This window comes from Rhodococcus pyridinivorans (assembly GCF_900105195.1).
Lineage (GTDB): Bacteria > Actinomycetota > Actinomycetes > Mycobacteriales > Mycobacteriaceae > Rhodococcus > Rhodococcus pyridinivorans.
On the sequence record NZ_FNRX01000002.1, the window covers coordinates 997,706 to 1,023,689 of the forward strand.

At 66.3% G+C, this 25,984-nt stretch carries 25 protein-coding genes; 11 read left to right on the forward strand and 14 right to left on the reverse strand.

Features of this window, described 5'->3' with window-relative positions; all coding sequences use genetic code 11:
- Positions 1-4: 4 nt before the first annotated feature.
- The 3 genes from BLV31_RS05350 to BLV31_RS05360 are packed head-to-tail and all read left to right on the forward strand — an operon-like array spanning position 5 to position 3,587.
- Complete coding sequence (locus BLV31_RS05350; RefSeq protein ID WP_006551020.1) at positions 5-820, forward strand: enoyl-CoA hydratase; 816 nt, start codon at positions 5-7, stop codon at positions 818-820.
- Positions 821-877: 57 nt separating this feature from the next.
- On the forward strand, positions 878-2,395 hold the full coding sequence (locus BLV31_RS05355) for an acyl-CoA synthetase (protein WP_006551019.1): 1,518 nt from the start codon (positions 878-880) through the stop codon (positions 2,393-2,395).
- Positions 2,396-2,435: 40 nt separating this feature from the next.
- Positions 2,436-3,587 (forward strand): acyl-CoA dehydrogenase family protein, encoded by a 1,152-nt coding sequence (locus tag BLV31_RS05360; RefSeq protein WP_039586501.1) that lies wholly within the window; start codon positions 2,436-2,438, stop codon positions 3,585-3,587.
- Between the two features lie 30 nt (positions 3,588-3,617).
- On the opposite strand, the gene BLV31_RS05365 is transcribed toward BLV31_RS05360, so the two are convergent.
- The 5 genes from BLV31_RS05365 to BLV31_RS05390 all read right to left on the reverse strand — a co-directional run bounded on the left by BLV31_RS05365 (position 3,618) and on the right by BLV31_RS05390 (position 7,666).
- Entirely contained in the window at positions 3,618-4,457 is an 840-nt protein-coding gene (locus BLV31_RS05365; protein ID WP_033098434.1) for an alpha/beta fold hydrolase, read from the reverse strand.
- A 75-nt stretch (positions 4,458-4,532) separates the two neighbouring features.
- Positions 4,533-5,132 carry a class I SAM-dependent methyltransferase gene (locus tag BLV31_RS05370; RefSeq protein WP_081263432.1) on the reverse strand — a complete coding sequence of 200 codons (600 nt, stop codon included), beginning with the start codon at positions 5,130-5,132 and terminating at the stop codon, positions 4,533-4,535.
- 475 nt (positions 5,133-5,607) lie between these two features.
- Complete coding sequence (locus BLV31_RS05380; RefSeq protein ID WP_081263431.1) at positions 5,608-6,117, reverse strand: acyl-CoA thioesterase; 510 nt, start codon at positions 6,115-6,117, stop codon at positions 5,608-5,610.
- Positions 6,118-6,180: 63 nt separating this feature from the next.
- Positions 6,181-6,660, reverse strand: coding sequence for a MarR family winged helix-turn-helix transcriptional regulator (locus BLV31_RS05385; protein ID WP_039586507.1), 480 nt, complete (start codon positions 6,658-6,660; stop codon positions 6,181-6,183).
- A gap of 43 nt (positions 6,661-6,703) precedes the next feature.
- Positions 6,704-7,666: a DNA-3-methyladenine glycosylase family protein gene (locus BLV31_RS05390; protein WP_006551013.1), complete on the reverse strand. Its 963-nt coding sequence runs from the start codon at positions 7,664-7,666 to the stop codon at positions 6,704-6,706.
- A 125-nt stretch (positions 7,667-7,791) separates the two neighbouring features.
- Between BLV31_RS05390 and BLV31_RS05395 the strand changes: the two genes are divergently transcribed.
- On the forward strand, positions 7,792-8,310 hold the full coding sequence (locus BLV31_RS05395) for a ribonuclease H family protein (RefSeq protein ID WP_033098456.1): 519 nt from the start codon (positions 7,792-7,794) through the stop codon (positions 8,308-8,310).
- A gap of 12 nt (positions 8,311-8,322) precedes the next feature.
- Here the strand turns inward: BLV31_RS05395 and BLV31_RS05400 are convergent, their stop codons facing one another.
- The 4 genes from BLV31_RS05400 to BLV31_RS05415 form a co-directional block, all read right to left on the reverse strand.
- Positions 8,323-9,081: an iron ABC transporter ATP-binding protein gene (locus BLV31_RS05400; RefSeq protein ID WP_033098433.1), complete on the reverse strand. Its 759-nt coding sequence runs from the start codon at positions 9,079-9,081 to the stop codon at positions 8,323-8,325.
- Positions 9,078-10,088 carry an iron chelate uptake ABC transporter family permease subunit gene (locus tag BLV31_RS05405; protein WP_232333396.1) on the reverse strand — a complete coding sequence of 337 codons (1,011 nt, stop codon included), beginning with the start codon at positions 10,086-10,088 and terminating at the stop codon, positions 9,078-9,080. Before BLV31_RS05405 ends, BLV31_RS05400 begins: the two co-directional genes overlap by 4 nt.
- Positions 10,075-11,043 (reverse strand): ABC transporter permease, encoded by a 969-nt coding sequence (locus BLV31_RS05410; protein WP_033098431.1) that lies wholly within the window; start codon positions 11,041-11,043, stop codon positions 10,075-10,077. The genes BLV31_RS05405 and BLV31_RS05410 overlap by 14 nt, the downstream gene beginning before the upstream one ends.
- A gap of 100 nt (positions 11,044-11,143) precedes the next feature.
- Positions 11,144-12,127 (reverse strand): ABC transporter substrate-binding protein, encoded by a 984-nt coding sequence (locus BLV31_RS05415; RefSeq protein WP_052227353.1) that lies wholly within the window; start codon positions 12,125-12,127, stop codon positions 11,144-11,146.
- Between the two features lie 191 nt (positions 12,128-12,318).
- On the opposite strand from BLV31_RS05415, the gene BLV31_RS05420 reads away from it, so the two are divergent.
- Positions 12,319-13,197, forward strand: coding sequence for an amidohydrolase family protein (locus tag BLV31_RS05420; protein WP_006551007.1), 879 nt, complete (start codon positions 12,319-12,321; stop codon positions 13,195-13,197).
- Positions 13,198-13,213: 16 nt separating this feature from the next.
- On the opposite strand, the gene casG is transcribed toward BLV31_RS05420, so the two are convergent.
- Positions 13,214-14,851 (reverse strand): steroid-24-oyl-CoA synthetase, encoded by a 1,638-nt coding sequence (gene casG / locus BLV31_RS05425; protein WP_174556303.1) that lies wholly within the window; start codon positions 14,849-14,851, stop codon positions 13,214-13,216.
- A gap of 304 nt (positions 14,852-15,155) precedes the next feature.
- Here casG and BLV31_RS05430 point away from each other — a divergent pair, with 304 nt between their 5' ends.
- From BLV31_RS05430 to BLV31_RS05450, 5 genes are all read left to right on the forward strand, one after another.
- Entirely contained in the window at positions 15,156-16,550 is a 1,395-nt protein-coding gene (locus BLV31_RS05430; RefSeq protein WP_174556304.1) for an ABC transporter substrate-binding protein, read from the forward strand.
- Between the two features lie 65 nt (positions 16,551-16,615).
- Positions 16,616-18,886: an ABC transporter permease gene (locus tag BLV31_RS05435; RefSeq protein ID WP_064060863.1), complete on the forward strand. Its 2,271-nt coding sequence runs from the start codon at positions 16,616-16,618 to the stop codon at positions 18,884-18,886.
- A complete protein-coding gene (locus BLV31_RS05440; protein WP_039586515.1) occupies positions 18,879-19,622 on the forward strand; it encodes an ABC transporter ATP-binding protein in 744 nt (247 codons plus the stop codon). Before BLV31_RS05435 ends, BLV31_RS05440 begins: the two co-directional genes overlap by 8 nt.
- Complete coding sequence (locus BLV31_RS05445) at positions 19,619-20,323, forward strand: ABC transporter ATP-binding protein (RefSeq protein WP_006551002.1); 705 nt, start codon at positions 19,619-19,621, stop codon at positions 20,321-20,323. Before BLV31_RS05440 ends, BLV31_RS05445 begins: the two co-directional genes overlap by 4 nt.
- On the forward strand, positions 20,320-20,685 hold the full coding sequence (locus BLV31_RS05450; protein ID WP_019290778.1) for a hypothetical protein: 366 nt from the start codon (positions 20,320-20,322) through the stop codon (positions 20,683-20,685). The genes BLV31_RS05445 and BLV31_RS05450 overlap by 4 nt, the downstream gene beginning before the upstream one ends.
- A gap of 71 nt (positions 20,686-20,756) precedes the next feature.
- On the opposite strand, the gene BLV31_RS05455 is transcribed toward BLV31_RS05450, so the two are convergent.
- Complete coding sequence (locus tag BLV31_RS05455) at positions 20,757-22,070, reverse strand: bifunctional o-acetylhomoserine/o-acetylserine sulfhydrylase (protein WP_039586519.1); 1,314 nt, start codon at positions 22,068-22,070, stop codon at positions 20,757-20,759.
- Positions 22,071-22,447: 377 nt separating this feature from the next.
- Between BLV31_RS05455 and BLV31_RS05460 the strand changes: the two genes are divergently transcribed.
- Complete coding sequence (locus BLV31_RS05460; protein WP_006550999.1) at positions 22,448-23,287, forward strand: IclR family transcriptional regulator; 840 nt, start codon at positions 22,448-22,450, stop codon at positions 23,285-23,287.
- Between the two features lie 106 nt (positions 23,288-23,393).
- On the opposite strand, the gene BLV31_RS05465 is transcribed toward BLV31_RS05460, so the two are convergent.
- From BLV31_RS05465 to BLV31_RS05475, 3 genes are all read right to left on the reverse strand, one after another.
- A complete protein-coding gene (locus BLV31_RS05465; protein WP_006550998.1) occupies positions 23,394-24,326 on the reverse strand; it encodes an AurF N-oxygenase family protein in 933 nt (310 codons plus the stop codon).
- A 118-nt stretch (positions 24,327-24,444) separates the two neighbouring features.
- On the reverse strand, positions 24,445-24,873 hold the full coding sequence (locus tag BLV31_RS05470) for a hypothetical protein (protein ID WP_064060862.1): 429 nt from the start codon (positions 24,871-24,873) through the stop codon (positions 24,445-24,447).
- Entirely contained in the window at positions 24,870-25,967 is a 1,098-nt protein-coding gene (locus BLV31_RS05475; protein ID WP_039586522.1) for an adenylate/guanylate cyclase domain-containing protein, read from the reverse strand. The genes BLV31_RS05470 and BLV31_RS05475 overlap by 4 nt, the downstream gene beginning before the upstream one ends.
- Between the last annotated feature and the right edge of the window lie 17 nt (positions 25,968-25,984).

Sequence of the window (25,984 nt, forward strand, 5' to 3'; positions counted from 1 at the left end):
GAACGTGACGGATCGCTCTGCGGACGGCCCCGACGCCGTCGACACCCTGCCCCCACCCGTGCTCATCGCTGTCGACGAGGCCAGCGGTATCGGGGTGCTCACCCTCGACCGCCCGGAGCAGCGCAACCCGCTGTCGGTGGAGACGATGCGCGAGGTCATCGCCGGTCTGACGGCGCTCGCGGCCGACACGAAGGTGATCGTGGTCCGCGCGGAAGGCCCGGTGTTCTCGGCCGGGCACGACCTGCGGCAGATGATCGGACGCACGCTCGACGAGGAACGCGCGATCTTCGAGACGTGCAACGAGATGATGCGGACCGTGCAGTCGATCCCTCAACCGGTGATCGCATCGGTGCAGGGCACGGCGCTCGCGGCGGGATGCCAGCTCGTCGCTGCGTGCGATCTCGCCGTCGCTGCCGGCGACGCCCGCTTCGGTACCCCGGGTGTGCGGATCGGGTTGTTCTGCTCGACGCCGATGGTCGCGGTCAGCCGCGCGATCGGCCGCAAGCGGGCGCTGCAGATGCTGCTGACCGGCGACACCATCGACGCGCAGACCGCCGCCGACTGGGGCCTGGTGAACTACGTCGTCGAACCGGAGACGCTGGAGACCGCGACCACCGAGCTCGCCCTGAAGATCGCCACGTCGTCCCCCGAGACGATGCGGATCGGCAAGGAGGCGTTCTACCGGCAGATCGATCTGCCGCAAGAGACGGCCTATGCCGCAATGGCGGAGACGATGGCGTCGAACGCGATGATCGACGACGCGCAGGAGGGGATGACGGCCTTCCTCGAGAAGCGGGCACCGGTCTGGAAGGACCGCTGATCCCGAGCGATCGCTAGGTCTGGACTAGTTGGTTGGACGTCCTATAAAGTTCACTGCATGACCCCCGACCCGCGTCAGAGCACCGTCGACGGCATCCTCCACCGCACCGCCGCGCGCTATCCCGCCCGCGTCGCACTCCGCTTCGGCGACCGGCAGTTCACCTACCGGGAACTCGACGACGCCGTCACCCGTGCCGCTGCGCACCTGCTCTCGTTGGGCCTGTCCAAGGGCGACCGCGTGGCCGCCTACGGCACCAACTCCGACGGCTACGCGATCGGATATCTCGCCGCTGCCCGCGCCGGCCTGGTGCACGTGCCGATCAACTACGCACTGCGCGGCGAGGAACTGTCGTACCTGCTCGGTCAGTCGGGCGCGAAAGCCGTGCTCGTCGACCCCGTGTTGCGCGACAATCTCGACGCCGTCCTGGCCGACGTGCCGGCCGAGACCGTCGTCCCGCTCCGCGACGCCGACGACTCCCTGGTGACGGTCGCGCAGACCGGCGACGTGCCGGCGCTCGACGTCGCCGTGGCCGACACCGACCTCGTCCAGCTCCTCTACACCTCGGGCACGACGTCGAAGCCCAAGGGCGCCATGATGACCCACCAGGCGCTCACCTTCGAATACATGTCGTCGATCGAGGCGCTCGACCTGTCGGCCGGCGACGACCCGCTCGTGTGCATGCCGCTCTACCACTCCGCGGCGATGCACGTCTTCCTCATCCCGTACTTCGCGGTCGGTGCGACCGTGCGGCTGCTGCCCGCACCCGACGTCGCCGAGATCCTGCGGCTGGTGGAGGAGGAGCGCATCGGATCGCTGTTCCTCGCCCCGACGGTGTGGGTGCCGCTGACCAACCATCCCGACCTCGACGAGCGCGACCTGTCGTCGCTGCGCAAGGCGCAGTACGGAGCGTCGATCATGCCCGTCACCGTCCTCGAGCGACTCCGCGGCCGCTACCCGGAGCTCGGCTTCTACAACTGTTTCGGCCAATCCGAGATCGGTCCGCTCGCCACCGTCCTCCGCCCCGAGGAACACGACGCGCGTCCCGCCTCGTGCGGCCGGGCCGTGCTGTTCGTCGAAACCCGCGTCGTCGACGCCGACGGCAACGACGTCCCCGACGGTGAACCCGGTGAGATCCTGTACCGCTCACCGCAACTGTGCCTGGGCTATTGGGAGAATCCCGCCGCGACGGAGGAGGCCTTTCGCGACGGCTGGTTCCACTCCGGCGACCTCGTCACCCGCGACGCCGAAGGCTTCATCACCGTCGTCGATCGCATCAAGGACGTCATCAACACCGGTGGCATCCTCGTCGCCTCACGTGAGGTCGAGGACGCGATCTACACGCATTCGGCCGTCGCGGAGGTCGCGGTGATCGGTACTCCGGACGAGAAATGGATCGAAGCGGTGACCGCGGTGGTCGTCCTCAAGGACGGTCACGAGCTCGACGAGCCCACCTTGATCGACCACGTCAAGCAGCGCCTCGCACCGTTCAAGGTGCCCAAGGCCGTTCGCTTCGCCGACGTCCTGCCGCGTAACCAGAGCGGCAAGCTCCTCAAGCGCGAACTGCGCGGATCCTGACCACTCCGACCGAACACTGCGAAAAGGAAATCCGAACCCGATGCCGAAGAAGCACGTCGCCTCCTGGTACGACGACGAGGTCTCTGCCGTCTACGATCTCGCGCGCGAGTTCTTCGATCGCGAGGTCATGGGCAAGGCCGAGAAGTGGGATTCGCAGCGTCGTATCGATCGTGAGGTGTGGCTCGAGGCCGGCAAACTCGGTCTGCTGTGCTGCTCGATCCCCGAGGAATACGGGGGTGGCGGCGGTACCTTCGCGCACGACCTCGCGGTGTTCGACGCGCAGGGCTACTCCGGCGATCTCGCGTTCGGCAACTCCGTGCACAGCGGCATCGTCGCGCACTACATCCTCGAATACGGCAACGAGGAGCAGAAGAAGACGTGGCTGCCGGGCATGGCCACCGGCGAGATCCTCGGTGCCATCGGCATGACCGAACCCGGCGCGGGTTCGGACCTCAAAGCGATCAAGACCACCGCGGTGCGCGACGGCGACCACTACGTCGTCAACGGCTCGAAGACCTTCATCACCAACGGTTCTTCGGCCGACGTCATCGTCCTCGCCGTCAAAACCGACCCGAAGGCAGGCGCCAAGGGTGTGTCGCTGGTCATCGTGGATCTCCGTGACGCCCCGGGCTTCTCGGTGGGCCGTGTGCTCGACAAGGTCGGCCAGCACGCCGCCGACACCTCCGAGCTGTCGTTCGTCGACGTGCGCGTGCCCGTGACGAACCTGCTCGGCGAATCCGAAGGTCTCGGCTTCGGTCAGCTCATGGCACAGCTCGTGCAGGAACGTCTGATCATCGGCGCGCAGGCCGCCGGTGCGATGGACCGGGCCGTCGAGGAGACCGTCCGCTACACCAAGGCGCGACAGGCGTTCGGGCACAGCCTGTTCGAGTTCCAGAACACGGCCTTCGAACTCGCCGAGTGTCAAACCATCGCCCGCACCTGCCGCATCTTCCTCGACCACTGCATCGAGCAGCACCTGAAGGGCCAACTCGATCCGTCCGATGCCGCGATGGTCAAGTACTGGCTGACCGACAAGCAGTGCGAGGTCATCGACCGGTGCGTGCAGTTGCACGGCGGCTACGGCTACATGCGCGAATACCTCATCGCGCGGATGTACGAGGACGCGCGCGTCCAGCGGATCTACGCCGGCGCGAACGAGGTCATGAAGCAGATCATCGCGCGGGCGCTGTAACCGCCGAGTCGTATCCGGATGCGGGACGTCTCAGCGTGCTGTGGCGGTCAAGAACTCTTCGATCGCCGCCGTGAGCTTCTCGGGCTGGTCTTCGGCCAGCAGGGTGTAGCTGTCGTCGATTTCGACCAGCCGCGCGTCGGGGAAGGCCTCGGCGAGGCGTCGCCCGTGATCGCGCGGCATCATGCGGTCCTCGGTGGCCCACACGACCAGCACCGGCCCGGAGAATTGCGCCGCTTTCGCAGCGATCTCGAGCAGCTGTTGCTTGGGCGGGGCCGAGAGTGCGTACTTGGCCAGATCACGCCGGATGTTCCGGTCGACGGTGGCCGGGCGGAACCAGGCGTCCATGACGGGGCCGGGTACCGGACGTTTGCTCATCCATCCCCAGGTGCCGGGGCCACGCCGGCCGAACTTCGTGCCGAGCACCGCCATGAGCAGGCGTACCCCACCCGGAAGCTTGACCAGCGGCAGGAGTCGTTTCACCGGGCCGGGAGGGTAGTTGTCGAATGCCTCGCACGCGGCGAGCACGAGTCGCGAGACCCGTTCGGGATTCGACACGGCGAAGAAGGCCTGGGCGCCGCCCCAATCGTTCTGGATCAGCGTGACGTCACGCAGGTCGAGAGCGTCGAGGAACTCCCCGATGAGATGGCCCATGCCGACGAGGGTGAGGTCTGCCTCCGGGCGCATCGGTATGCGGTGCGAGCCGAGAGGCCAGGTCGGCGCGATGCAGCGGTAGGTGCCGCGGAGTTGTTCCACGACGTTTCGCCACGCGGTTCCGTCCATCAGTAGACCGTGGATGAACACGAGAACCGGTCCGTCGCCACCGGTGTCCTCGTACTCGATCGTTCCTGCCGAAAGCTCGATGTCGAACACGCGATCCCCCTTCGCGTCGAGTCGTCGAGATACTTCCACAGTTCGACGCCGATCACCGGGATTTCACTGATTCCCTCAGAGGGGCTTGGTCCAGTCCAGCGTGTAGCGGTAGTAGAAGCGTCGATGGATACGGCTTCCGGGCAGCACCATCGCGGCCGCGCGACGGATATCGGCGAGTGACTCGCGGGGTTGTTCGGTCGTCATGCCGGGGTAGCCGGATTCGCGGTGGATGGTGCTCGCTACGCGAACGGGAAGAACAAGGGCCCCGGCGACGAGCCGATCGATCACGGTCTTGTTGGCAGACAGCCCCACGATGCACAGGCTCCCTTCCGGGGCCAGAAGTTCTCGCATGCGTTCGAGCGCGATGATCAGCGGCATGTGATGGAGGGTGGCGACGCACGTGATCAGGTCGAAGCGCCGATCATCGAGTTCCGACGAGGTGAGGACATCTCCCTCGACGACGTGCGCGTCGGGGGTGTCGGCAAGGCGTGCGCGCGCTCGGGCGACAGCCGAGTGATCCGAATCGATGCCGGTGACCGATGCAGCTGCCGTGGCGAGTTTCCGAAGGAGAAGTCCGTCGCCGCAGCCCATATCGAGGACGCTGCTGTCACGGTGCGGAACCGCTGCGAGCAACTCCGAGTGGAAGACCGTGTTGTGATTCCAATACTCGGTCACGATGCTCCTTTCTCGTCGTCGGGAACGTGTCAGGGTGCATGAGGTCGGGTCCGCGGAATCGCCGACGGTATCGAGCGTGAACTCTACGCATCGGGCTGGGGCACCTGCCACATCGTCGGGAACTCCCTCCGTGGACAGGTCGGGTTCGAACTCGAACGCCATGGCCGTGCACGTTCGCCGGCTGCTGTCAGTCCGAGTCGCGGTCGGAAACGTTTGTCATGGAGGGAGTTCCGTATCGGCTTGTCGTTCATTGCGCAGTTTCCGTTGGCGGCAGCGGCGCGGGTGCTCGGTGAGCGGGCCTGGGCACGGCTCCAACGACCGATCCTCCGGAACGCGAGCCGGCGACTCGACGCCATACCACCCGAGGATGCTGCGAATGTCGTCCGCGCAGTGTCCCACTGCCCGATCTACCTCACGAGGCTGCTCGCCGGCCTTCGCGACGGGCCGTTGACGGACCTTCACCGGGTGAAGGCACCTACCACGGCCGGCTCGTGGTGAGATACTTCGCCATCTCCTGACTCTGCGCGCGGTGCATGCGGCGGTGCTCCGCCCGCTCGTCACCGGACTCGTTCAGCTTGCGTTCCTCGTCGGATTCGGGTAGCACCGGTGGGACCTGCATGGTTCGACCGCCGTCGTCGACGGCGACGAAGGTGAGGAAGGCGGTGGCGGCGATGCGCCGCTCCCCGCTGCGCAGATCTTCGGCGGTGACCTTGACGAAGACCTCCATCGAGCTACGTCCGGTCCACGTCACGAACGACTCGAGGCACACCGAATCGGACGGACGGACGGGTTCGAGGAAGGCCATGGAATCGGTCGACGCCGTCACAACCGAGGCACGACTGTGACGGGTCGCCGAGATCGACGCGGTCATGTCGATGTCGCTCATCAGCTTCCCGCCGAACAACGTGTTGTGGTCGTTGACGTCGTTGGGAAACACCCTGCTGGTCTTGACGACTCGCGATTCTCGGCAAGGTTTGGCCTGCACGCCGATGGTCCTTTCGTAGATCGTGCTCACGGCTGGATCTCCGCCGGATGCACCTCTACAAGCCTACGACTGCTGCGCGGAAATCGGCGCAGGCCTGGTGTGATACTCGACAATCCTGGTCAGCATGGCGGTGAGCTGTGCGCGTTCGGCCGCGTCGAGGGGAGCGAACGCCTCGTCCTGCGCCGAGGTGAGCATCCGGTCGAGATCGAACAGTCGCCGGCGCCCGCGCTGGGGGAGGGTGATGATGTTGCGTCGCCGATCGGTCGGGTCGGGTGCTCGTTCGACGAAACGCCGGTCGACGAGTGCGTCGACGGCGGCGGCGACGTCGCTGCGATCGAGTCCGCAGCGACGGGCGAGGTCGATCTGACTGGACGGACCGTGTACCTCGAGGGCGGCCAGGATCCGGTAGTGGTGACCTCGGGCATCGGCGGAATCGAGGCGGTCGAACACGACGCGATGCACGTGTCGCGCCGCCAGGGTCATCAGATAGCTCGGGAGGTGTCCGAGCCGATCGGGGCCGGCCGCGTCGTGGGTGGCGGACATGTGACCGAGTCTACGATTACGGGCCCTGTGGATCGAGACCCCGTCACCGCCGACGGTGGTCGGTGATGGGGGTGCGAGGGCCGCGTTTCGGAACCTGCGCGTACCCACCGGACTCCACGATCAGTCGAACCGCCCGATAGCGTTGCGGGCGCAGGGGTTCGAGGTATTCGATCATGCCGGGATCGTCGAGGGGCTTACCGAGCAGCGCCCATCCGACGACCTTCGCGAGGTGATAGTCGCCGACGGAAAGCGCATCGGTGTCGCCGAACGCGCGCTGGGCGACCTCCGCGGCCGTCCACACGCCCACCCCCGGCACGACCCGCAACTTCCGTCGGGCGTCGGCGGCCGGTTCATGCACGAGGCGCTCGAGGGAGTCGGCGACCTGCGCGCACCGCACCACAGTGCGTGCGCGGCCGGGGTCGACGTTCGCCCGATGGAACTCCCAGGACGGCACGGTCCGCCAGGTCGCCGCGGAGGGCGGCACGCGCATGCCCTCCGGGGCCGGACCGGGCGCCGGATCGCCGAACCACGTGACGAGACGACGCCAGGACGCGAACGCCGCCACCCCGTGCACCCGCTGTTCCAGGATGGCCGGCACCAGGGATTCGAGCACCCGGCCCGTGCGGGTGATGCGCAGGGCAGGCATGCGTCGGTGCGCCTCGACGAGCAGGGGATGCTCGGGTACGAAGCCGGACGGGTCGTCGTCGGCGCCGAGCAGCGCCGGAAGCCGATCGACCAACTCGGATGCGCCCGGACCCCACGCCAGACACCGCGCGCCGTGCGGACCGTCCTGGGTGAGTCGGTACGTCACGGCACCGGTGTTCATCCGGGAGGTACGCCAGACGGCGCCGGCGACGACGCGATGACACGGATCCCACGGCCCGCGCTGCAGCGGGCGCAGGGTGCGCACCACGTCGACCGGCCACGGCACGCGCACGCGGGTGTCGAGGGGTGCTTCGTCCGCCACGCTCGCGATGCGACGGCCTCGCTCGTCGGACACGGTCACCGTCCTACCGTACTCTGTGCGCTGGAGCCGACTTTCGCGACTCTGTGCGCTGGAGCCGACTTTCGCGACTCTGTGCGCTCGAGCCGACTTTCGTGGTGTCGGAGGGTGCGGCTATGGTCGGGCGCATGATCATCGTGAGCACCGACGGATCCTGCCTTCGCAATCCCGGTGGCGCCATCGGGTGGGCGTGGGTCAATCACGAGGGGCCCAGCGCGTCGGGCGGTGAGCGTTCGGGCACGAATCAGATCGCCGAGCTCCGGGCGGTGCTCGAGGCACTGCGCGCGCATCCCGGCGCCGAGCCGATGATCATCGAATCCGATTCGCAGTACGCGATCAAGTGCGCCTCCGAATGGCTGCCCGGATGGAAGCGCAAGGGTTGGAAGACGGCCACCGGCGCGCCGGTGAAGAACCTCGAACTCGTGCGCGCCATCGACCGCGAGCTCACCGACCGCACCGGTCCGGTGCGGTTCCGCTGGGTGCGCGGCCACGTCGGCAACCACTTCAACGAGATGGCCGACACGCTCGCCGGCCAGGCCGCCCGCGAGATCGCGGCGCAGCCCGGACCGATCGAGGTGCCGAGCACGCCCGTGGTCGCGCACAAGCCGCCGAAGTGCGCCGACGACGCCGAATTGACCTTGTTCTGAGCGAAGTTCCGCTCAGCGCGCGTAGACCGCGGTGGGTTGCCCGTTGATCGCGTGGACGGTCACGGGGGTATCGAACACGTCGGTGAGGATCTCGTCCCGCATGATCTCGTCGGACGTGCCGCTGGTGACGATCAGGCCGTCGCGCAACGCGATGATGTGATCGGAGTACGCGGCGGCGATGTTCACGTCGTGGATGACGAGCACGATCGTCTTGCCCAGTTCGTCCGCTGCCCGCCGCAGCTGACGCATCATCAGCACGGCGTGCTTCATGTCGAGGTTGTTGAGCGGCTCGTCGAGCAGCACGTACTTGGTGTCCTGTGCCAGCACCATCGCCACGAAGGTGCGCTGCCGCTGACCGCCGGAGAGCTGGTCGAGGAAGCGGTCTGCGAGGTCGGTGAGGTTGAGGAATTCCATCGCCTCGTCGACGTGCCGCACGTCTTCCGCGGTGAGTCTGCCCTGGCAGTGCGGGAATCGACCGAAGCCGACCAGTTCGCGGACCGTCAGGCGCGCGGTGATGTGGTTCTCCTGCCGCAGGATCGACAGATGCTTGGCCAGCTCCCGGGTCTTCGTGGAATGCACGTCGAGTCCGCCCACGGTGACGGTGCCGCTGGTGGGTTGCAGCAGTCGGCCGATGATCGTCATGAGCGTCGACTTGCCGGCACCGTTCGGTCCGATCAGGGAGGTGATGCCGCCCTCGCGGATCGTGCCGGAGACGGGTCCGAGGACCCGCTTGTCCTGGTACGACATCGAGACGTCGTGGAACTCGATCACAGCGTTCCCTTTCTCAGGAGCATGAACAGGAACAGGATGCCGCCGACGAACTCGATGATCACCGTCAGGAACCCGCCCGCGTAGAAGACGTGCTGCATGAAGAACTGGCCGAAGGCGAGGGTGATCACGCCGAGCAGGAACGCCATGGGCATGACGTACTGGTGCTTGTACGAACCGGCGATCTGGTAGGCGAGGGTGGCGACGAGGAAGCCGAAGAAGGTCATGGGCCCGGCCAATGCGGTCGCGAACGCCACGAGCAGCGCGATGAGGACGAGCATCAGCGTCAACTCGCGCTTGTAGGCGACACCGATGTTGGTTGCGGTGTCGCGGCCGAGCAGCAGCGCATCGAGACGGTGGCGACGGCGCCACAGGATCACCCCCACGACGATGCAGATGCCGAATGCGAGGGGCAGATAGTCGCCGGGTACGGACGACAGGCGACCCATCAGCTCGACCGAGAGCATGTCGTACTCGGTGGGGGAGAGCACCCGCTGGATGAACGTCGAGAGACTGTCGAACGCCATTCCGAGTACGACGCCGACGAGCAGCATCAGGAACAGGCTGCCGAAACGGCCGGAGAACAACCAGCGATAGAGCAGCGTCGCCAGTGCCACCATGAGCCCGGTCTGGAGGACGAGCTTCGGGATGCCTTCGGAGGTCGCGATCGCGGTGGCTCCGAAGAAGAAGACCGTCAGCGTCTGCATCAGCGTGTACAGGGAATCGAACCCGATGATGGACGGCGTGAGGATGCGGTTGTCGGTGACCGTGTGGAACACGACGGTCCCCATGCCGTGCGCGAACGCCGCGACCACCATGGCTCCCAGGACGGTGAGCCGGCGAGGGAAGGTGAAGTCGAACGAGCCGCGGATGAACAGGAACAGATAGCAGGCGACCGCTACGGCGGCGATCGCGGCGACGATGGCCAGGCGCACTCCCGGCGACAGGCGACGGCGCTCACCCTTGCCGGTCGGGACGGCCCGGGCGCGTACGGAATCAAGCACTGACATGACGACGCTGCCTCAGAACGAGAGTGATGAAGACGACGGCGCCGACGACGCCGAGGACGACGGACGCGGGAATCTCCATGGGGGCGACGATCGTGCGGCCGACGAGATCGCACGCGAGAAGTAGTCCGGCGCCGATGACGGCGACCCAGGGCAGGTTCTTGTGCATGTCGTCGCCGAGCATCATCGACACGAGATTCGGGACGATCAGGCCGAGGAACGGGATGAAGCCCACCACCACGGTAGTGACGCCGGTGGCGATCGCGACGAGCATGACGCCGAGGAAGACGACCTGCTCGTACTTCAGCCCCACGTTGGTGGCGAGGTCTCTACCGAGACCGGCGATGGTGAACCGGTCGGCGAGGAGATAGGCGAGGACGGCGACGGCGAGCACCGCCCACAGCGGTTCGTAGAAGCCGCGAACCACGCTGCTGAAGCCACCCGAACGCCACGCCGACATCGACTGCAGCAGGTCGAAGTTGCCGGCGAGGAAAGTGGTGATCGAGCCGACCACGGCACCGAGCATGATGCCGACGAGCGGCACGATGATCGACGACTTCAGCGCGATCCGGCGCAGGACGACGATGAACACCATCGTTCCCGCGAACGCGAAGATCACCGAGATCACCATCTTGACCATCGGCGACGCGTCGGGAACGACGATCAATGTGGCCAGCAGGCCGAGACCGGCCCACTGCGCGGTGCCCGCGGTGGTCGGTTCGACGAACTTGTTCTGGGTGATCAACTGCATGATCACGCCCGAGATGCTCATCGCGACGGCCGCGAAGATCAGGGCGAGGGTTCGCGGCACGCGGGAGATGAAGAACATCTCGCGGGCCGCCGGGTCGTGGATCAGCGATTCGAGGGTGATGTCGTAGCCGCCGACCATCAGGGACGCCACGGTCAGTGCCAGAACGACCACCGAGATCACCGGCAGCAGCACTTTGTTCTTCGTCATGGGGGCTCGGATCCGGAGAAGGTGCGCTCACACACGCAGCCTGCCCCGGCCCGTGATTCGGGTCGGGGCAGGCTGCTGTGGAGCGTCGAACAACAGGGACTTACTGTGCCGACTGGTTCGCAGCTTCGAACGCGTCGGTGATCTGCTGGAACGCTTCGGTGTAGGACTCGATGCCCTCACGCTTGTAGAAGTCGCCGTCCAGGTAGATGATCTGGTCCTTCGTGGCGAAGGTGGTGTTGGCGAACGCTTCCTGCGCGTCGATCACCGCGGCGGCCGGCTGCGGGGCTTCCTCGCCCGGCACGGCGGTGGCGGAGTCGCGGTCCAGGACGATCATCCAGTCGGGGTTCGCCTGCGCGATGGTCTCGGGAGCGAGACCGGAATCGCCGTGGACATCACCGGCGTCGCCGGCGAAGACGTCCTTCAGGTTCACGCCCTCGAGGAGGCGACCGATACGGCCTGCACCGTTGTCGATCTTGCCGCCCGCGACGACCGCGAGGAAGACGCTCTCACCGTTCGTGGCGTCCTGGGCAGCTTCGGTGGCAGCCTCGAGCTCGGCGACGATCTCCTCGGCCTCGGCTTCCTTCTCGAAGATCTGCCCGAGCGCGAGGGCCTGATCCTTCAGTCCCTGGATGTAGCCGCCCTCGGAATCGTCCAGCGCGGAGACGTCGACGACCGGCGCGATCTTCGACAGTTCTCCGGTGAACTCGGTGAAGCGCGAACCACCGATGATCAGATCCGGCTCGGCCTCGCTGACCAGTTCGAGCTTCGGCTCGCGGTGCGTGCCGACATCGAGGATGGAGTCGTCCTCACGCCACTCGTCGAAGCCCGTGTTGGGGAGGAGGGTCTTCGGCAGGGCGACGGGCGTGATGCCCCAATCGCGCAGCATCTCGAACGACTTGTTGTCGAGGGCCACCACACGCTCGGGGTCCGTAGGAACTTCCATCTCACCGTTGTTGGTCTCGATGGTGACGGTCGCGCCGTTCTCGGCGTCGGCGCTGTCGATACCGCTGTCACCGCAGGCGGTCAGGACGAGCGCCCCGGCGAGGGCCGGTGCGAGGAGCAGGCGCTTGAGATTCAGTTTCACGGGTGACTCCGAGGAAGGGTCGGACGGCGTGCTGACATGTGCCAAGACGCTCGCGGATCGGTAATTCAAGTTTCACATAGTATTGGTAAGGCAAACCTTTGTCCTGCTGGGGGTATGTGACAACGATCTCCCGGAGCGAATATCAACTACTCACGTCACCCCTGCTGAGGGTCGCCGGATAGGGTCGCGGCATGAACGAAGTCGAGTCGGTCGCACGCTTTCGGAGCACCCACGGTCTCGATCACCTGATCGACGTCCACACGCACTTCATGCCCCGCCAGGTCATGGACAAGGTCTGGGCGTACTTCGACTCCGCAGGCCCGCTCGTCGGACGGCCCTGGCCGATCACCTACCGGCACGACGAGGAGGAACGCGTCGCGCGTCTCCGCGACTTCGGGGTACGCCGGTTCACCGCCATGCTGTACCCGCACAAGCCGGAGATGGCGGCGTGGCTCAACTCGTGGGCGGCTGACTTCGCGGCCCGGACCCCCGACTGTCTCCACACCGCCACCTTCTACCCGGAGGCCGAGGCGAAGGAGTACGTCGCGTCGGCGATCGAGGCGGGCGCGCGCGTGTTCAAATCCCACATCCAGGTCGGCGATTACTCGCCGCTCGATCCGCTCCTCGACGACGTGTGGGGCCTGCTCGAGGACTCGGGCGTGCCCATCGTCGTGCACTGCGGGTCGGGCCCGGCGCCCGGCACGTACACCGGTCCGGCTCCGATGCAGGAACTCATGCGCCGGTACCCGCAGCTGACGGTGATCGTCGCGCACATGGGTCTGCCCGAGTACCGCGAGTTCCTCGACCTCGCGGAACAGTACGAGCGGGTGTATCTCGACACGACGATGGCGTTCACCGATTTCGTCGAGGAGGACACACCCTTCCCGAGGGATCAGCTGCCGCGTCTCGACGCGCTGCGTCGGAAGATCCTGCTCGGCACGGATTTTCCGAACATTCCGTACGACTATCTGCACCAGCTCGAGGTGCTCGAGCGCGTCGCGCCCGACAGCGAGTGGATCCGCGCGGTGTGCCGCGACAACGCCACGTCGCTGTTCGGGCTCGGCGAGTGATCGACGGGTTCGCCGGTCAGACGGTGATCGAGCGTCGGACGATCTTGCCGGTCGCGTTGCGGGGGAGCAGATCCTGCGTGATCCGCCAGACGGTAGGGACCTTGTAGTAGGCCAGTCGCTCGGCGCAGAAGGCTCGCAACTCGTCCTCGGTGATCGTGCTGCCGGGTCGCAGCACGACGACGGCGGCGATCTCCTGTCCCAGATCCTCGTGGTCCACGCCGATCACGGCGCTCTCGACGACGCCGGGGTGCTCGTCGAGGCACTGTTCGATCTCCGTGGGATAGACGTTCTCGCCGCCGCGCAGGATGAGATCGGACCGTCGGCCCGTGAGCCGCAGACGTCCGTTCTCGATCGCGCCGTAGTCGCCGGTACGCAACCATCCCTCCGGGGTGATGGCCGCGTCCGTTGCGGCCGGATCCTCCCAGTAGCCGAGCATTACGTAGGGACTGCGGACGCAGATCTCACCCTCGGTGCCGTCGGGCACCCGTTCGCCGAACGGATCGCGGATCTCCATGCTCACCGTGATGATGGGGGAGCCGAGGGTTCCGGGGAAGGCCTCGATTTCCGGGGCCGTCGCCATGGCGATCGCGGTGCTGCACTCGGTCAGCCCATAGCTGTCCACCAGAGCCTGTCGCGCGAAGGGGAACTTCGCCTGCAGGCGTTGCTTGAACTCGGGGGAGGACGGAGCAGAAGCCAGCGCGAACGCAGTGAGCGAGCCGAGGTCGTACTTGTCGGTGTTCTCGTGCTCGAGCATGCGCGAAGCCATCGTCGGCACCGCACCCCAGTTGGTCACCCTCTCGCGCTCGATGAGCGTGAAGACCTTGTCGACGTCGAACCCGCCTTCCGTCATGACAGCGGCGCTTCCCGTTGCGAGTCGCGGCACCGCAAGGTTGTGCAGGCTCGCGATGTGGAACAACGGTGAGGTCAGGAGATACCGGTTGTCGTTGGGCACCGAGTCGTCATAGGGGCGCTGCTGCATCGCGGCAACCAGCGCGTCGGAGTATCGGTGATAGTCGACGACGGCGAGCACGTTGCGGTGGGAGTGCAGTGCCCCCTTGGGACGCCCACTGGTACCGCTCGTGAACAGGATGACCGCGGGATCGTCCTCCTCCACGTCCGCCGACGGCAGTTCGGCGCCGGACGCCGCGGCCACGATCCGGGGCACGTCCTGCTCGGTGGTGAGCAGATCGAACCCGGAGACCCCCGCTCTCCCCAGCAACGCGGCGCGTTTGGCGTCGGCGACGATCACCTTGGGCCGCACCAGGTTCACGCCGTACGCGATCTCGGGCGGCGTCCACCAGGAGTTCAGGCCCACTGCAATTGCACCCAGGCACTGAGCGGCCCAGAAGGTGATGATCCATTCGGGGGAGTTGGCCGCGAGAAGCGCGACGCGGTCGCCCTTCTTCACGCCGTGCTCGTCGCGCAGGACGGTCGCCAGGGCGGCGACGGCGTCGGCGTGCGCGCTGAACGAGAGGCGGCGATCGGCCGTCACGAGGTAGTCGCGGTCGCCCCATTGCCGGGACGCGGCGACGAGGTCACCGATGCGGCGGTCGCGGTTGCGCATGACCTGCATCCGGTTGCCGCGCACGTCCTCTTCGACGATTTCGAATCGGCCACCGGGGCCGGTGAGCTGGGAAACGACCATCTGCAACATCTGCTGCAGATCTGCTTGTGCTGTCAAGGATTCGCCTTTCTCGGTCCCGCACGGTTTCGTCGCGCAGTAGGGCGTACACAGGGGGATCGGAGAACTGTTTCGGGTGATGTAGTGCATCGAACCCTAGGCGCTGTGTTCACTGTCACAGATTTGTCCCGGTGAGTGAGAGTGGCCCAGGTCTCACTCTGTGGGGTGGCTACCTTCGCGACACCCGGCCTACCGTCCGACGCCCCGGAATTGCGCTTCAGCCCAGACCGAGACCAAGGAGTCCATCGTCGTGAAACTCAGCGCTGCCTCGAAATCGATGGCGGGTCTGTTCGCCGTCGTAGTGGCGACGTCCGCTTGTGCGTCGGACCGCGGCGCCGACCCGTCGGCGGGCGCCCTCGCTCCGGCGGCAGCCGCCGCAGCGGCGGCCCCCACGGCCGAGGAATCGTTCGGAACCCTCGTGTCTCCGTGCGGGCCGGGGGATGCGGCAGGAAGCACCGACCAGGGAGTGTCGGATACCGAGATCCGCATCGGATACGGCGACGACCGGGGCTACTCGAAAAGTCCCGGACTCAACAAAGAGATCGGTGACGCCGTCTCCGCGATGATCGACTGGTGCAATGCCCAGGGTGGCATCAACGGTCGCACGATCGTCGGTACCCACTACGACGCTGCGATGACGCAGGCCAACGCCGTGATGCAGAACGCGTGTGCGAGCGAGTTCATGATGGTCGGTCACGGCTTCGCCATGGACCAGACGTCCGAGCAGACTCGGGTCGCGTGCAATCTCGCCGCTGTCCCCGCCTTCACCGTGTCCCCCGACGCGGCCAACGGTCCAATGACCTACCAGGGCGTCCCGTTCCCGGTCGACTACGCGAACGGCTCGCAGTGGTTCCAGATCGCCGAGATGTACCCGGACCTGGTCGGCGAGTTCGACGTCATCGACAGCACGATGCCCACGATCATCTCGGCGAGCACCAAGATCCGGTCCATCGCCGAGGCCGCCGGCTTCACGCTGAAGAACTGCGGTGTCACGCTCAACTACGAGGGCGAGTCGAGTTACGCGCCCTTCGCCGAGAAGTTCAAGCAGTGCGACGTCAAGGGCCTGTGGACGTCCCGTTCTCCGGTGCCGGCCGAGTTCAACTTCGTGAAGGCACTCGACCAGGTCGGCATCGACCCGATCCTGCTCGGTGAGGCCACCTGGTACGGCAACGCCGCCCAGGCGTGGAACGGGGAGAGCGGTCTGCTCGACAACCTCCACGCCGGCATGACCTTCCAGATGATCGAGAACGCTGATGCCGTACCGGCCGTGAAGAAGTACGTCGAGCTGGTCACCGAGCAGGACGGCAAGACCGCGCTGCTCGGCATGCAGGCCACCTCTTCGTTCCTGTTGTGGGCGACCGCTGCGGACGCCTGCGGATCGGACCTGTCCCGTCAGTGCGTCATCGACGAACTGTCCCGAATCGACGAGTGGGACGGAGGCGGGCTGCACGCCGTCACCGATCCCGGGAACAACATGCCGGCAACCTGCGGGCTCGTCGTGAGGCTCACCGGCGCCGAATACACCCAGGCGTTCCCCACGGAGGCCGGCACCTTCAAGTGCGACGACCGCTACCGCGTCGCAACCGATCCGAGCACGTGGGGCACCGAACTCGGACCCGACCGCGTCGCGACGAAATACCTGAACCCGAACATCATCAGACCGACCGTCTGATCCGAGCGCCCGGTGCCGGCGAGGCCTGACACGCACTCGCCGGCACCCCGACCAGAGGTACTCGTATGGACACCTTTCTGACCTTCACGATCGTGGGGTTGGTGCTCGGATCGGTTTACGCGATCGCTGCATCGGGCCTCGTTCTCACCTACAACACGTCCGGCATCTTCAACTTCGCGCACGGCGCACAGGCGATGCTCGGTGCGTTCGCCTACTGGCAACTGCGCTACGGCTGGGGGCTGCCCACACCCGTCGCGTTGCTTCTCGTCCTCGGCGTCCTCGGCCCGATGACGGGCCTGTTGCTCTACGTCGTGATCATGCGCGGCATGCGTGACACCGCCGAGGTCACCAAAATCGTCGTCACCGTGTCGATCCTGCTCGGCATGGTCTCGGTGTCGCACTGGTTCTGGCATCCGGAGACCGCACGCACCATGACGATGTTCTTCGGCGACCAGGCAAGGATCGACCTCTTCGGCGTCACCATTCGCTACCACGAATTGATCTGTCTCGCCGCCGCGGTGCTCATCGCCGTGGGACTGCGAATCATGTTCGTGCGCACCCGCGTCGGAGTGGCGATGCGAGGTGTGGTCGATGATCCCGATCTGCTGCGCCTGAACGGGCACGACCCCGACCGGCTCGCCGCGCTGTCCTGGATGATGGGTTCGACCCTCGCGGTGCTGGCAGGTGTCCTCGTGACACCGATCAACGGTGGCACCCTCGAAGCGAACATGCTGACCCTGCTCGTCATCGACGCGTTCGCGGCGGCGATGTTCGGCCGGCTGCGCAGCATTCCGCGCACCTTCGCCGGTGCGCTGTTCCTCGGCCTGGCAGCCACATACGTGCTCGCCTACTTCCCGACCGCGTGGACGTGGACGTCGAATCTGCGGGTGTCCCTGCCGATGATCGCGCTGTTCGTGGTTCTCGTCGTACTGCCGCAGGATCGGTTGCGCGGTGCCGTCACCCGTACCCGGGAGCGCTACCACGTGCCGTCGGTGCGCAAGGCGATCGCCTGGGCGGTCGCGCTCGTCGTCATCGTCTATGCCATCCGCCTGCTCATGGTGACGTCGGCGGTCACGACCCTCACGATCGGCATGGCCTTCGCGATCATCGCGTTGTCGCTGACCCTGCAGACCGGATACGCGGGCGAGATGAACCTCGCGCCGGTATCTTTCGGTGCCATCGCGACGATCGTGGCGTTCCACTTCGGTATCTCCGGGAGCGGACTGGCTGCCCACCTGAACCTGTGGGGCGTGGCGCTCGGCGTCGCCGTCACGGCCGTGATCGGCGGGCTCATTGCGCTTCCGGCCCTGCGGTTGCGCGGCCTCTATCTCGCCCTGGCCACGATGGCGTTCGGTGTGTTCCTGTCGAACATGGTGCTGCGCGACACCACCCAGCACGAGCTGTTCGGCATCAGGTTCTCGCTGTTCACCGACGGCAACATCGCGATCCCGCCGTTGAAGGTCGGCCCACTCGACCTGCGGAACGAGACGGCCTTCCTCATGACGGTGACGGTGATCTTCGCCGTTCTCGGCGTGGGCCTCATCGCCCTGCGCAACAGCGGCTACGGCCGCCGGCTCGCAGCGATGAAGGACAGCCCCGCCGCGGCGGCGATGCTCGGCCAGAGCCTGGTGCGTCTGAAGCTCGGAGTCTTCACCCTGTCGGCGGGCATCGCCGGACTGGGAGGGCTGTTCATGTCGAGTGCGATGGGCTCGGTGTCGAACGAAAGCTTCTCGATCATGGTGAGCTTGTCGCTGCTGATGCTCACCGTCGTGGCCGGTATCGGTTACGTCTCCGGTGCGCTGTTCGGTGGTCTGATGTCGGGTATCGGCTTCGCCGTCATCATGGTTTCGTTCTCCGATCTCGCTGCGGGACAGCCGGAACTGGCCGGAATGTGGACCTTCCTCGGTCACGTCGCCGCAGTGAGCCCCGCGCTCATCGGTATCGGCGTCGCGGCCAACCCGAGCGGCAGCGTCCACCAGATGGTGGAGGGCTACCGTCACCTGAAGAACGCGGAGCCCGTGCTGGTCGGGGGTGCCGCGGTGGTGCTCGTGTCCTACCTGCTCGCGCTCGTCGGCGCGCTCGACAACTGGTGGTTCGCGTCGATCACCATCGCGACGGTGTTCATGCTTCCGGTCGTGGGACAGTGGCTGATGCCCGAAGCTGTGCTCGGCGCAGAGGAAGCGCAACGTCGCGCGCCGCTGGTTCCCGAACGGATCGGAATCGACGAGCCCTACAACGAGCAGGCACGGGACGAGATCGACCGTGAACTCGGCATCGACGAACTTCTGGCCGCACGTGCCACCGGGTCGGAGAAGGAACTGATTCCTCATGGCTGAGACACCCATTCTGGAAACACGCGGAATCACAGTCCGATTCGGCGGACACGTCGCGGTCAAGGACGTGAGCCTCGGAATCGAACCGGGAACGGTGACGGGCCTGATCGGACCCAACGGGGCCGGGAAGACGACCCTGTTCAACACGATCACCGGCCTGCAACGGCCGACGGTAGGCAAGGTCTTCCTCGATGGTCGTGACATCACGTCGCTACCGCCCTACAAGCGGGCCCGCATGGGTATGGCCCGCACGTTCCAGCGTCTCGAGTTGTTCGTGTCGCTGTCCGTGCGCGACAACCTCCGAGTGGCCGGGGACATCCACAATGCCAACGGACGCAACAAGATCGATCTGGACGAGGAAGTCGACCGGCTCCTCGAGCTGACCGGCCTGGCCGATATCGCGAGCACCGACGTCTCGGACGTACCCACCGGCCGCGCCCGCGTCGTGGAGGTCGCCCGCGCGTTGATGACCTCGCCGCGGGTGCTGCTGCTCGACGAACCCGCCTCCGGGCAGACGGAACAGGAAACGGAGGCGTTCGCCGCCCTGCTCCGCGATCTGGCCGATTCGGATCTCGCGATCTGCCTCGTCGAGCACGACATTCCGCTCGTGATGAAGATCTGCTCCCGGATTCACGTGCTCGACTACGGCGCGGTGCTGGCCAGTGGCGTCCCGGACGAGATCAAGAACGATCCGGCAGTGATCAACGCCTACATCGGCACCGAGGAGGAAGCGGTATGAGCGTCGAACCGTTGCTCGAACTGTCGGGTGTCCGGGCCGGATACGGTGCGATCGAGGTGCTGCACAGCGTGGATCTCATACTCGAACCGGGCGCGGTGGTCGCCCTGCTCGGGCCCAACGGCGGAGGTAAGACGACGACCCTGCGCGTGTGCTCGGGTATCCATCCGGTCTCGTCGGGTGAGTTCCGGCTGGCCGGCCGTGTCGTCAACGGTGTGTCCGCAGCGGAATTCGCACGTCTGGGGGTGTGCTCGATTCCCGAGGGACGCGGCATCTTCCCCAACCTCACCGTCCGCGAGAACCTGTGGATCGGAACCGGCACCGGTGTTCCTCTCGCAGACCTCGAAGAGGTGGCGTACACGCGATTCCCCGTTCTCGGTGAGCGCCGATCACAGCTGGCCGGTTCGATGTCCGGCGGCGAACAGCAGATGCTTGCGCTGTCGCGGGCGCTCGGTACCCATCCCACGGTGCTGTTGCTCGACGAACTGTCGATGGGTCTGGCGCCGCGCATCGTCTCCCGGATCTACGACATCGTCGGCGAACTCGCCGCCGAGGGGGTGTCGATTCTCGTAGCCGAACAGTTCGCGCGAGCGGTGCTCCCGATCGCCACCAGTGCCGCGCTGATGTTGCAGGGCCGGGTGGTGCGCACGGGCGATCCGGCGGAGATCGAAGAAGAACTTTCCACCACCTATCTAGGAGGATGACCATGACCGCACTCGCCGACGAGCGACGTGAACAGTTCAAGAAGGACGTTGCAGCGCTGGGTCTCGACGCTCCCCGTCCGGATTCGGGAGGAAAGGCCCGCATCGTCGGCCTGGCCCTGATGGTGATCGGCGCCATCGCGATCTTCGTCGTCTACATTGCGTCGCTGACCCTCTCCGATACCCGTGACCTGCTGTCCTACCAGTTGCTCGCTCTCGGCTTCGTGGCTGTCACTCTGATCGGTGTGGCGGTCCATCTCGCCGCCGCAGTCACTCGTGTCCTGCGTCTGTGGCTGGTCAGGCAGTTGCTCGAGAGCAGCACGCAGGCCGAGCGGATCGCGCAGGCGCTCGCACGCAACGACTGAGCGCACATACGCCGAACGCGGCGACGGCCCACCCCGAGGGATGGGCCGTCGCCGTTGTCGATGTGCCGGAATCAGCTGCCGGCAGCCTCGAGACCGGTGGTGATGTCGGCAAGGATGTCGTCGATGTTCTCGATGCCCACGGCGAGTCGCACGAGACCCGGGGTGACACCCGCGGCGATCTGCTCCTCGCCGGTGAGCTGCGAGTGGGTGGTCGACGCGGGGTGGATGACCAGCGAACGGACGTCGCCGATGTTCGCGACGTGGCTGTGCAGGGTCAGCGCGTTGACGAAGCGCTTGCCGGCGTCGATGCCGCCGGAGAGCTCGAACACCACGATCGCACCGGCGCCGCGCGGGGTGAGCTGCTGGGCGCGGTCGTACCACGGCGAGGACTTCAGGCCGGCGTAGGCGACGGAGGTGACCTCCGGGCGTCCCTCGAGGAACTCGGCGACCTTCTGTGCGTTCTCCACGTGCCGCTCGATGCGCAGACTCAGCGTCTCGATGCCCTGCGAGATGAGGAAGGCGTTGAACGGGGAGACCGCCGCGCCCATGTCGCGCAGCAGTTGCACGCGCGCCTTGAGTGCGTAGGCCGGAGCGCCGAGGTCGGCGAAGACGACACCGTGGTAGCTCGGGTCGGGGGTCGTGAAACCGACGTGGCGGCCCTGCGTCCAGTCGAACGTGCCGCCGTCGACGATGACACCGGCGATGGCCGTGCCGTGGCCGCCGAGGTACTTGGTGGCCGAGTGCACGACGATGTCGGCACCGTGCTCGAGCGGGCGGAGCAGGTAGGGGGTCGCGACCGTGTTGTCGACGATCAGCGGTAGCCCGTTCTCGTGGGCGACACCCGAGATGCCGGGCAGGTCGAGGATGTGGTTCTTCGGGTTGGCGATCGTCTCGCCGAAGAACGCGCGGGTGTTGTCGCGGACGGCCTCGCGCCACTGGTCGAGGTTGTCGGGATCCTGGACGAAGGTGACCTCGATGCCGAGCTTGGGCAGCGTGTAGTGGAACAGGTTGTACGTGCCGCCGTAGAGATACGGGCTCGACACGACGTGATCGCCGGCCTGCGCCAGGTTGAGGATCGCGAAGGTCTCGGCGGCCTGTCCGGACGCGAGGAGGAGGGCGGCGACGCCACCTTCGAGGGCAGCGATGCGCTGCTCGACCGCGTCCTGCGTCGGGTTCATGATGCGGGTGTAGATGTTGCCCGGTTCGGCGAGACCGAACAGCGCCGCGGCGTGATCGGTGTTGTCGAAGGTGTAGCTGGTGGTCTGGTAGATGGGCAGGGCCCGGGCCTTCGTGTCGCCGCCGGCAGGCTGTCCCACGTGGATCTGCTTGGTCTCGAAGCTCCAGTTCGCGCTGGGATCGGTTGCTTCAGGGGTGGTGTCGCTCATGGCTCTGCTCCGGATTCGGGATGTGTTCTGATCGTCGACATGCTGACCTTCGGGCCCCGCACACGACATCACCGTACGGCGGTGTGGAGAGGGCAGGAACGGGTGCGGCGGTCAGCGGGCCAGGCACCCGCGGATACACGAGAGTTGGGCACGACGGTGCGGCGACCGGCTCGCGCGCTCGTACGTCTTGCTCACGGTCCCGACAATAACCTGTCCGCACGATTCCGACCAGACTCGTAGGAATTCGCTCTCGCCAGGAAACTGACTCCGGAGTACCTACAGTCTGTGTGTACCCCTTCCGGTGTGACCTCTGTTACTGCTAACGTTCTGGAACAGATTCCAGTTTCATGAGGCGCGCAGGGTCGTGGCCAGGACTTATGGAGGTGCAGTTGACCGCCGTCGACTCCGCGCTCGAGCCCGTCGGAACCTCGTCGAAACGAGAACTTCCACCATCGATGGTCGATCGGATGACCCTCATCCTGGAGGCCTTCGACAGCCGCGGCGCACTCACTCTCGAAGAGGTCACCTGTCGCTCCGGGTTGCCCCGTTCGACGGTGCACCGCATCCTCGATCACCTCGTGCGTCGCGACTGGATCGAGCACGCATCCTTCGGCTACTGCCTCGGCCCGCGTGCCCTCGGTCTCGGTGGCAGCGACACAGGCCACCGCCGCATCCGGGAGGCCGCTGCGCCGCATCTCCACGACCTGGCGATGCAGACCGGCGCCGTCGTCCACTTGACGGTCCTCGAGGGCAACGAGGTGCTCTACCTCGACAAGGTTGGTGGACAGTTCGCGTCGAGCGTGCCGTCACGGGTGGGCGGTCGGTTCCCCGCCTACGCCACCGCGGCCGGCAAGTCCATCCTCGCGTGGCTCGAGCCCGAACGCATCGACGCGCTGTACGGCAAGACTCTCGTGCCGTGCACCGAGCGCACCATCCGCGATCACGTCGCACTGCACCAGGAGCTCAACCGCATTCGCAAGCGTCGTGGCGTCGCGTTCGAACGTGAGGAAGCTGCGCGGGGCATCGGATGCGTGGGCGTCGCGCTCCGCGGCGTCGACGGCCCGGTCGCCGCCCTGTCGCTGGCAGCGGACGCGCGTTCGACTCGCCTGGAGTGGGTGGCGCCGATCGTCGCCGATACCGCTCGAAAGATCACGCGCACGCTGTTCCCGGAGCAGGAGCGCGACGACAGCCTGCGGGCCACCGAGAAGGTGGGCTGACGCCTTTCGGTTTTCGCCACGAAGGACTGTGCGCAGTTCTCGTCGGAAATCCCTCGAGGAGATCGACGAGAACTGCGCACAGTTCGTTGTATGGCCGTAGGCCGTGTCAGAGCAGGTGGACCTTCTTGTAGAGGATCTTCGACGGTCCGCCGATGAGGCCGACGTTGTCGAGGAAGGTCATCAGCTTCGCGCCGGACTTGCGCACGCGATCGTGATAGTGCTTGTTGCCCTTCGCCTCTTGCAGAGCGCGCTCGCGATCGAGGCCCGCATTGGCGTAAACGTCGGGGTGGATCATGCTCTTGACGACGAAGAACACCACGAGCGCGGTGTTGAACCGCTCGAACGCGAGTCGCGTGCGGCTCGCACCGGCGAGTCGGCGTGCGACCTCCTCGCGGGCGAAGCGGATGTGGCGCGCTTCCTCGAGGACGTGGATCTTCGACACCGCGCGGGTGACGGGCTGCACCCGCTCGTCGCGCATGAAGTCGCGCTGCATCATGTCGAGGATCTCCTCGGCAGCCATGACCGATGCATAGGCGTTGGCGCCCTTGAAGAAATGGCCCCACAGGCGACCGAGCTGGTGGATGTAGCGGGCCGGACCGTAGCCCGGCATGTTCAGCCGTTCGCCGGCGCGCGCGAACATCACCGAGTGGCGGCACTCGTCGGCGACCTCGGTGAGGGCGAACTGGACGTGACGCGAATGCTTGTCGCGGTCGTAGACGTCGCGCAGGAGCATCTGCATGAGCAGGATCTCGAACCACAGGCCGACGCTCGAAACGCTCGCGGCCTCATGCTTGGTCAGCTCGATGCGCTGTTCGTCGGTGAGCTCGTCCCACAGTGCGGTGCCGTAGAGCGTGCTCCATTCGGGGGTCATTCCGAACTTGTCGTCGGGGACGGGGGCTTCCCAGTCCACCTCGACGACCGGGTCGTACGACTTACGTGCGGACGAGGCGAGCAGTCGTCCGGCGGTTTCTTCGCGATCGGACAGTGCGACGCCGGGGATGAAGCCCTTGCTGGTCTCGCGGGTGAGCGATGCGGTCATGCCTCCACCTTTTTAGTGTGACGACTAGTAACTGTTATCTAGGTTAGCGTGATCACGCGCACAGCACAATGCCCGCGACCTGCGTCGCGGGCATCGAGAAAGAAAAGAGAGGGGAGGGTTACGAGCGCCGGGGTGGCCAGAAGGCGGAGATCAACGCTCCGACCAGCAAGATCGCGGCGACTGCCCACGATGCCTGCTTCAAGCCGTCGAGGAAGGCGTTCTGTGCGAGTTCGGCGAGTTGCTCGCCCTGCGGACCCGCATGCTCGGCGACCTGTATCGCGGCGGCGAGCGAATCCTGCACGGCGGCCCGGGCCGGCTCGGGGATCATCGGCGCCACCGGATCGATGCCGTGCCCGTAGGCTGCGGCCAGGACGCTGCCCGTGATCGCAACACCGATCGCCGCACCGATCTCGCGGGTCGCGTCGTCGACCGCCGCATGGGGGCGGTACTTCGTGGTCTCCTCGAGGGCGAAGGAGGTCGGAAGAAGTATCAGTGGGTATGAGGGAGTATCGGGCTTCTCGTCGACTGTTGTCAGCCTGCCGGTCACAGACCCATGTCCTCGTCGTGCAGACCCTCCACGCCCACCGCCGCCTTCTTCTCCTCGCGCGGACGACGCAGGACGTACAGCCGCGAATGCTGGAAGTCCCGCAGCCGCAGCGTGCGCACCGTCTGGAAGCGGAACTCCTCGCAGTCGGAGAGGGCGTCGGCGAGGTTCTCGTCGACGAGGATCGTGCCCGGCCGCGCCGCGCCGGTGAGACGGGCCGCGATGTTGACGACCGAACCGAACAGGTCGCCGAAGCGCGGCAACGCCTGGCCCCACGCCAGTCCGATCCGCAGGTCCGGATAGTCCTTCTGGGACCTGAACGAATCCTGCAGTTCGAGGGCGATCCGTGCGGCGTCGACCGGACGTTCGGCCGCGAACATCACCTCGTCGCCGACGGTTTTGATCACCCAGCCGTTGTGCCGGGCGATGACGTCGGAGACCTCCGATTCGAAGTAGTCGAGCAGCTCGCTCAGCGCGGCCGCATCGATCTGCCGGGTCAACCGTGTGTAGCCGACCATGTCGGCGAAACCGACGACCAACTCGTGGAGCTCCCCGGAATCCTGCGGGCGCGCGGCGGCCCGGGCGGTCGTGGCCACCAGGTGCCGACGCCACATGTGGCTCTGGAGGCTCAGCGCGAGCTCGGTCGTGCGATCGACGATGTGGTCGATCAGCGCGCGGATCTCCTCTTCCTGCGGGGGAGTCTCCGTTTTCGCGTAGGCGGAGGCCAACTGGGTGAAGACGTGGGTGTTGAGCAGATTCAGTTGCCACTCGGTCAGCCGCGACATCGACTGTCCGATCGACCGGGCCGCGGGCACCTCGAGGCTTTCGTCGATCGCGCCGCTCGCGATGATGGCCGCCGTCGCACGCAGGGCCTCGACGTCGCCGTCGGTGAACATCACGACGTCGGGATCGGGATCGACGGTCAGACCGAGTGCCTGCCACAGCCGGCGCACCCGCGCAGGTGCGAGCCCGCACAACTCGGCCACCTCGTTCAGGGTGTAACGAAGAGGACCACCGAGCAGCGCGTTCTCCAGCTGTGACTGGATCACGGACAGCACGTCGGTTCCTGAGGCAGGTGCCGGATCGGACGGGGTCACTCCTCCATCCTTACCGT

What these genes read in the sequence shown, in the direction of transcription:
- BLV31_RS05440 (WP_039586515.1), top strand. Translation starts at nt 18,879, where the DNA reads ATGGCTGAGACACCCATTCTGGAAACACGCGGAATCACAGTCCGATTC.
- BLV31_RS05450 (WP_019290778.1), top strand. Translation starts at nt 20,320, where the DNA reads ATGACCATGACCGCACTCGCCGACGAGCGACGTGAACAGTTCAAGAAG.
- BLV31_RS05405 (WP_232333396.1), bottom strand. Translation starts at nt 10,088, where the DNA reads ATGTCAGTGCTTGATTCCGTACGCGCCCGGGCCGTCCCGACCGGCAAG.
- BLV31_RS05395 (WP_033098456.1), top strand. Translation starts at nt 7,792, where the DNA reads ATGATCATCGTGAGCACCGACGGATCCTGCCTTCGCAATCCCGGTGGC.
- BLV31_RS05455 (WP_039586519.1), bottom strand. Translation starts at nt 22,070, where the DNA reads ATGAGCGACACCACCCCTGAAGCAACCGATCCCAGCGCGAACTGGAGC.
- BLV31_RS05465 (WP_006550998.1), bottom strand. Translation starts at nt 24,326, where the DNA reads ATGACCGCATCGCTCACCCGCGAGACCAGCAAGGGCTTCATCCCCGGC.
- BLV31_RS05435 (WP_064060863.1), top strand. Translation starts at nt 16,616, where the DNA reads ATGGACACCTTTCTGACCTTCACGATCGTGGGGTTGGTGCTCGGATCG.
- BLV31_RS05420 (WP_006551007.1), top strand. Translation starts at nt 12,319, where the DNA reads ATGAACGAAGTCGAGTCGGTCGCACGCTTTCGGAGCACCCACGGTCTC.
- BLV31_RS05430 (WP_174556304.1), top strand. Translation starts at nt 15,156, where the DNA reads ATGGCGGGTCTGTTCGCCGTCGTAGTGGCGACGTCCGCTTGTGCGTCG.
- BLV31_RS05460 (WP_006550999.1), top strand. Translation starts at nt 22,448, where the DNA reads ATGGAGGTGCAGTTGACCGCCGTCGACTCCGCGCTCGAGCCCGTCGGA.
- BLV31_RS05385 (WP_039586507.1), bottom strand. Translation starts at nt 6,660, where the DNA reads ATGTCCGCCACCCACGACGCGGCCGGCCCCGATCGGCTCGGACACCTC.
- casG (WP_174556303.1), bottom strand. Translation starts at nt 14,851, where the DNA reads ATGTTGCAGATGGTCGTTTCCCAGCTCACCGGCCCCGGTGGCCGATTC.
- BLV31_RS05355 (WP_006551019.1), top strand. Translation starts at nt 878, where the DNA reads ATGACCCCCGACCCGCGTCAGAGCACCGTCGACGGCATCCTCCACCGC.
- BLV31_RS05445 (WP_006551002.1), top strand. Translation starts at nt 19,619, where the DNA reads ATGAGCGTCGAACCGTTGCTCGAACTGTCGGGTGTCCGGGCCGGATAC.
- BLV31_RS05360 (WP_039586501.1), top strand. Translation starts at nt 2,436, where the DNA reads ATGCCGAAGAAGCACGTCGCCTCCTGGTACGACGACGAGGTCTCTGCC.
- BLV31_RS05410 (WP_033098431.1), bottom strand. Translation starts at nt 11,043, where the DNA reads ATGACGAAGAACAAAGTGCTGCTGCCGGTGATCTCGGTGGTCGTTCTG.